This is a genomic window from Pelatocladus sp. BLCC-F211, from assembly GCF_041928655.1.
Lineage (GTDB): Bacteria > Cyanobacteriota > Cyanobacteriia > Cyanobacteriales > Nostocaceae > Pelatocladus.
This window is the reverse complement of the sequence record NZ_JBHFLM010000240.1, coordinates 1-6,374: the sequence shown is the minus strand read 5'-3', so window position 1 is coordinate 6,374 and position 6,374 is coordinate 1. Positions and strand designations below refer to the sequence as shown.

Annotated in this window: 5 protein-coding genes; 3 read left to right on the top strand and 2 right to left on the bottom strand. The window is 39.5% G+C overall.

Features of this window, described 5'->3' with window-relative positions; translation table 11 throughout:
- Positions 1–384 precede the first annotated feature (384 nt).
- From grpE to ACE1AT_RS28600, 3 genes are all read left to right on the top strand, one after another.
- Positions 385–1,035 carry a nucleotide exchange factor GrpE gene (gene grpE, locus ACE1AT_RS28610; RefSeq protein ID WP_374874533.1) on the top strand — a complete coding sequence of 217 codons (651 nt, stop codon included), beginning with the start codon at positions 385–387 and terminating at the stop codon, positions 1,033–1,035.
- Between the two features lie 146 nt (positions 1,036–1,181).
- The gene (locus tag ACE1AT_RS28605) at positions 1,182–3,359 is read left to right on the top strand and encodes a PAS domain S-box protein (protein ID WP_374874532.1); all 2,178 of its coding nucleotides are present in this window, start codon (positions 1,182–1,184) and stop codon (positions 3,357–3,359) included.
- A 127-nt stretch (positions 3,360–3,486) separates the two neighbouring features.
- Entirely contained in the window at positions 3,487–3,816 is a 330-nt protein-coding gene (locus ACE1AT_RS28600; protein ID WP_374874534.1) for an STAS domain-containing protein, read from the top strand.
- 23 nt (positions 3,817–3,839) lie between these two features.
- On the opposite strand, the gene ACE1AT_RS28595 is transcribed toward ACE1AT_RS28600, so the two are convergent.
- On the bottom strand, positions 3,840–4,976 hold the full coding sequence (locus ACE1AT_RS28595; protein WP_374874531.1) for a PP2C family protein-serine/threonine phosphatase: 1,137 nt from the start codon (positions 4,974–4,976) through the stop codon (positions 3,840–3,842).
- Positions 4,977–5,184: 208 nt separating this feature from the next.
- Positions 5,185–5,970, bottom strand: a complete 786-nt coding sequence (locus ACE1AT_RS28590) for a DUF1350 family protein (RefSeq protein ID WP_374874530.1) — start codon at positions 5,968–5,970, stop codon at positions 5,185–5,187.
- Positions 5,971–6,374: the final 404 nt, after the last annotated feature.

Below are 6,374 nucleotides of genomic sequence, written 5' to 3'. Positions count from 1 at the left end.
CCATTTTTTTTTTTTTTTTTTTTTATTTTTTCTTTTTTTAACTTACATGGGGTTTGGGGTTTGGGGGTTGGGGTTTGGGTGTTTGGGGTATGGGGTTCGGGGTTTGGGGTTTTGGTGTTTGGGTTTTTGTTGTTTGGGTTTGGGGTTTTGGGTTTGGGGTTTGGGGGTTGGGGGTTTGGGGTTTGGGGTATGGGGTTTGGGGGATGGGGTATGGGGGATGGGGGATCGGGGATCGGGGACAAGGGGTACAAGCAATTTTAGATTTTAGATTCAAATCCAATCCAAAATCGCAAATCCAAAATTCTTTCCAATCCCCGTTACCCCTTATCCCCGATCCCCGTTACCCCCAATCCCTGATCCCTGATCCCTGATTCCCAATCCCCAATGCCCCAAACTGATTTCACCCAAAAATTACAAGATTTAATGCAACGGGTAGGTGTTTCTAGTTATAAAGCACTGAGTCGTGCTGCTGGGGTTTCAGAACGACAAATTTTGCGGCTACGACGGTTTGGAGTTGAGCAGATGCGCGTAGATGTCATGCTCAAGCTGTCGCAGGTATTCCAGATATCATTACAGGAATTAGTGGCAAGTTTTTCTGGGCAAGAATTGTTACCAAATAAAGCCACATCTGAGGAATTATCGCAACAAATCACAGACTTAAAAATAGAGTACGATCGCCTGCAATTACAACTACAACAGCAGCGCTTGAGTTTGCAACAAGAGTTCCAGCAGTCAAGTTTACAACTGCTGGAATCTTTATTATTGCAGTTTCCTACAGCAGCTCAGAAAGCGCGGGAAAATCCCCAGCTAAGTGCTGTTAACATTGTGCCGTTGGTACAAAAACCGCTAGAAAGACTTTTGCAGGATTGGGGAATAGAAGCGATCGCCTCTGTTGGATCAGAAATACCCTACGATCCCCAGTACCATCAATTGCTGGATGGTACTGCACAACCAGGAGATATTGTCAAGGTACGCTACATTGGTTATCGCCAAGGCGACAAGTTACTTTATCGAGCCAAGGTAAGCCCTCTGTAAATAACGGAAAAATATACCTACTGTTGAGACATAGAGAATTCCGGGAATACTAACACTGTTAAGACGTGAATTCAGATGTTAGACATCTGACACAGTAACTTACCAACAAAAAGTTAGGCGGAAAACTCAACCAACAATTCTCAGGCATGAGCAAAGACAAAATCATTAATAATCTACCAGCACAATCAAAAAAGTTTTGTATAAAATTTTTACTCCAGATTGTCAATGCCATATCAGACCCAATTTTTGTTAAAGACCGTCAACATTGCTGGGTACTACTAAACGATGCTTTCTGTCGCTTCACAGGTTTTAGTCGCGAAATACTAATCGGCAAGTCAGATTATGATTTTTTCCCAGAAGCAGAAGCAGATGTATTTTGGCAAAAAGATGAACTAGTTTTTACTACGGGTATCACCAATGAAAATGAAGAAATTTTTACTGATGCTCAAGGAATAAAACACATCATTGTTACTAAAAAATGCTTGTTTGATGACGGAGTAGGTAATCTGTTTCTGGTTGGTACGATACAAAATATAACTGAACACAAACAAGCGGAAAGATTACTTGCAGAAAAAGTACATATCACTGCTTTTCATGCCGATTTAAACGCTGCTATTACTCAAAATGATAATTTACAGACAGTTCTCAAGCGCTGCACTGATGCTATGGTCAAGCACCTAGATGCTGCTTTTGCTCGTATCTGGACTTTGAACAATCAGGAAAATGTGCTGGAGTTGCAAGTCAGTTCAGGAATGTACACTCATATTAATGGACCCCATCGTCGGGTGCCTGTAGGAATGTACAAAATTGGTTTAATTGCTGAAGAACAGCAACCACACTTGACAAATGCAGTTTTAGAAGATCCACGTGTGGGTGATAAAGAGTGGGCAAAGCGAGAAGGTATGGTAGCCTTTGCAGGTTATCCTCTGATGTTAAATGGTGAACTTTTTGGCGTCATTGCCATGTTTGCCCGTCAACCCTTGTCAGAATCAACTTTGCAAATACTAGCATTGGCTGCTAACGAGATTGCCTTGAGTATTAAACGCATACAAGCCGAAACAGACCTAAAAGAGAGTGAAAGAAAGTATCGCGATTTAGTAGAGTCTTCGCAAAACTTGATCTGTTCAATCAATACTGAAGGTCGTTTTACCTTTGTAAATCAAGCAATCAGACACATTCATGGCTACGAACCAGAAGAAATGATTGGTCGCTTGTTTACAGACTTTCAGCCACCTGAGCAAATTCAGAAAGAACAAAAGAATATTCAACACGTTTTAGCAGGAGAGTCTTTGTTTCAGTATGAAACTGTCCATTTTGCTAAAGATCATAGAAGGTTGAATTTGCTGTGTAATTTTATCGCCCAGAGAGATCAAGCTGGGAATGTCATTGGTGCTATTTGTACTGCTACCGATATTACCGAACGCAAACAAGTCGAAACTCAGTTAAAGCAACAAACAAAAGACCTAGAACAAGCCTTGCAAAAACTCCAATGTACCCAAATCCAACTCATCCAAAATGAAAAAATGTCCAGTTTGGGTCAATTAGTAGCAGGAGTTGCCCACGAAATTAATAACCCCATCAGCTTTATCTACGGTAATCTTACTTATGCTAAGGAGTACATTGAAGACTTACTTGAGCTAGTGCAACTTTATCGGCAATACTACCCTGATCCTGCACCCAAAATACAGGCAGAGATCAAAAAGGTTGAGCTAGATTTTATCATGGTAGATTTGCCCATTCTGCTTAAATCAATGAATACAGGAGCAGAACGCATTCGGGAAATAGTGCTTTCGTTGCGAAACTTCTCCCGTATGGATGAAGCCGAAATGAAAGAGGTAGATATTCATGAGGGTATCGATAGCACCCTGATGATTCTAGATCATCGGCTCAAAGATCAAGGCGATCGCATAGCTATTGAGATCATTAAAGAATACGGCAACATACCTCTAGTTGAATGCTACGCAGGACAGATCAACCAGGTATTTATGAACATTTTGGCAAATGCTATTGATGCTCTCGAAGAATCATTATCAGACAACAAAAGACCAGTAAAAAAACCTTATATCCGCATTTACACGGAACTAAACCCAGATAAGCAAGTCATAATTAATATTGCTGATAATGGGTTAGGAATTCCAGATATTGTTAAACAGAGACTATTTGACCCTTTTTTTACCACTAAGCCTATTGGTAAAGGTACAGGAATGGGACTTTCCATTAGCTATCAGATTATTACAGAAAAACACGGTGGTTCTTTGAAGTGCATCTCTGTACCAGGAATAGGGGCAGAATTTATAATTGCTATTCCTCTACGACAAAGATAACTTTTAGCAGAAAATTATATATCTATCATTTTAGGTCTAACACTTGAATATGGCAACAAATATTATTAGCAATTATACTTGGTAATATAATGCTAAATTTACGACATTATGCTAGTGGTGGAAAATGATGAGTAGTTCAGTCAAAGTTATTCAAGTAGACGGAATTATAGATGCTACTAAATCACAGGAGTTTCGCGACAAAATTACCACAGGATTAGAAAGTGGTGCAAAGACTGTATTAGTTGATTTTAAAGATGTGACGTTTATGGATAGTTCTGGTCTTGGTGCTTTAGTATTAGCTTTTAAAGCCTTGCGAGCAGTTAATACCAGGTTAGTTATATGTTCTATTAATGAACAGATTAGAATTTTATTTGAACTGACAGGTATGGACAAGGTGTTTGAAATTTTTGCCAACCAAGATGAATTTCATAAATATATTAATAGTCATAAACATTGATCGGTCTTTTTAAATTTAATAACTTAATTAAAATTCACTTGTAGTATAGATAAATCATCATCAAAAACTTCTTGTGAGTTCACAACGATTAATTGCTGGATAATTTTGTTAACTTGGCAACCTACAGGATGCTGTAACCCAACCAGCATTTTAATAAAAGCATCTAAACCCCAAAGCGTACCATCAGATTTGGTGATTTCGTAGGCACCGTCACTAAAAATATAAAGAGTACTATTTTTTTCTATATTGCAAAAACCATCAGCATATTTTACCTGTGGAAACATTCCAACTGGCATACCTGGAGTTTTCAAAAGTTGAACTTCAGTAGGATTGGTCGATTTAGGAGATAATAAAATTGCAGGTGGATGACCTGCACTAGAATAGATTAATCGACGCTGCACACGGTTATAAACACCGTACCAAATAGTAAAATATTTATCATTTTGGTAGTTCATCTGAAAAGTATCATTTAATGCTCTTAATACCTCACTTGGTTGATAATAATTCAGACCTTTAAGAGCGCGCGATCGCAGTAAATTGAGTACAGAAATTGAAGGTAGAGTCGCTCTGAGTCCATGTCCGGCGGTATCTAATAAATAAATTGCCAGACAATCAGGATCAAGCCAGTAATAATCTAAACAATCACCCCCCAGTTGTCGTGAGGGGATGAAGCAAAAATCAATACTAAACGGTTTTGTCATTGGAGAAGGAAGCAGCGATCGCACATATTCTGCTGCTTCTGCCAATTCAGTTTCTAAAATCAGCTTTTGAGTTTGCAAATCTCGACTTAACTGATGCAGGCGTAATCCTGCTCTCACCCGTGCTTGTAATTCATTATGCTCAATTGGTTTGGTGATAAAGTCATCAGCACCAGCATCCAAACCCTTGACGCGATCGGCAATCGAATCGAGAGATGTTAACAGAATGAAAAATGTAGTGGATAATTTTGGATCTGCTTTGATGCGCTGGCAAACTTCCAGTCCACTCATTCCTGGCATAATCCAATCACAAATAATCAATGCAGGATTGCCAATAGAAGCTTGTTTAATTCCTTCCTCACCGTTGTTAACAGCAACAACCTTATAACCCTGTCTTTCCAGCATTCTTTTCAGCAGTATTTGAACTGCTGGGTCATCGTCAATTACTAGAATTTGAAACATAGGCTAAGAAGGCAATAGGCGGGGATTGGGGATTCTCCAGAGGAGACGCTTCGCGTAGACGCGTCAGCGGCTTCTCATAGAGTACGGGGATTGGGGATTGGGGATTAGGGGCAATGGGGATTGGGGATTGGGAATCGGGAAGAGAAAGCACGACTAACTATTTTATTTCCTCTTACACCCCTATACCCCTACACCCTCACACCCCTTACTATAGCGGTGATACCGGGTTAAGCCAAAAAAGTATCGTGCGCTTGAGCTGCTGTAGGTCACGATATACTTCTTGTTTGAACCATTGTCCGATCGCATCCAAAGGGTTAAAATCTTTACCTGTTTGCCATTTAACATCTTGTCCTAATGGGGTGAGGTGATTTCCTGGGAGTATTTGTGTAGTCACCATTTCTCCAAAGCGCTGTTGCAGTAGTTTAGCTAAAGATGCTGATTGGTCAATCGTATCATTGTTAAATTTAATTAATAAATTACGACGAACACTATAGTTTTCCTGTACTAGTTGCTGAGTTTCTAAGGGTGAAGGAGTAAATTCAACAGCAAAATTAGAATTAAACTTAAATGTAGAATTAAATTGTTCTATCAAGGGAATTGCATCTCGTGCAGCATAATTGTTAAAAGAGATGAGAATATTACCCGCACGTTCTACTGGAAAAAGACTACCAATCAGTAAATGCAGCTTGCATCCCATGCTGTGTCCCAGTCCATAAATAGGAAGGTATTTTTTACCTAGTATTCCTCTCTCCTCTAAGCGTAGTAAGGTACGTTCAAAGTTGAGGAGCGCAAGTTTTGCGATCGCTGTATGATCGAGAGTATTTACGAACGATGTAGCAACAATCACAAAGCCTTTATCTGCTATATTTTCCAATAACAAACGATAAGTGATGTGTGGCGCCGTAGCTACAAAGGCACCACCGAGGAAATGAATTATACTTGTAGGTTTTGGGGGAATCAACACCCAGCTACCAGAGATTTCTTTCCATTCCATATTGATAGGCGATCGCTAGTTAATTATTTTAGTTAACACTTCTTTATAGTAAACCTGCTGCCCAGCAGGCGTCATCCGATTTTAGATTTTGGATTGGCAAACTCTTTGGTATATAAGAGTTATGTAAGTCCATCTGTCGCATTCTTTTTTCAAATTAGTGTACTTTCAAGTCACCATGAAAATGTGGCTATTCCTACACCCCTAAACCCTTACACCCCCACACCCATATTAGACATCTGGTGAAAAAGAATGTAGAGACGCGTAGGGGAGCATCCCAATTTTGTAAAAATACAGAAAGAAACATTATTCGCGATAAATAATCGCGAATAACAAGGGGAATCAATCTTGTGGATCTTCCTCCTCTTGTTCAGCTCCAGAACTAATATCTAGTAGACAATCATCAA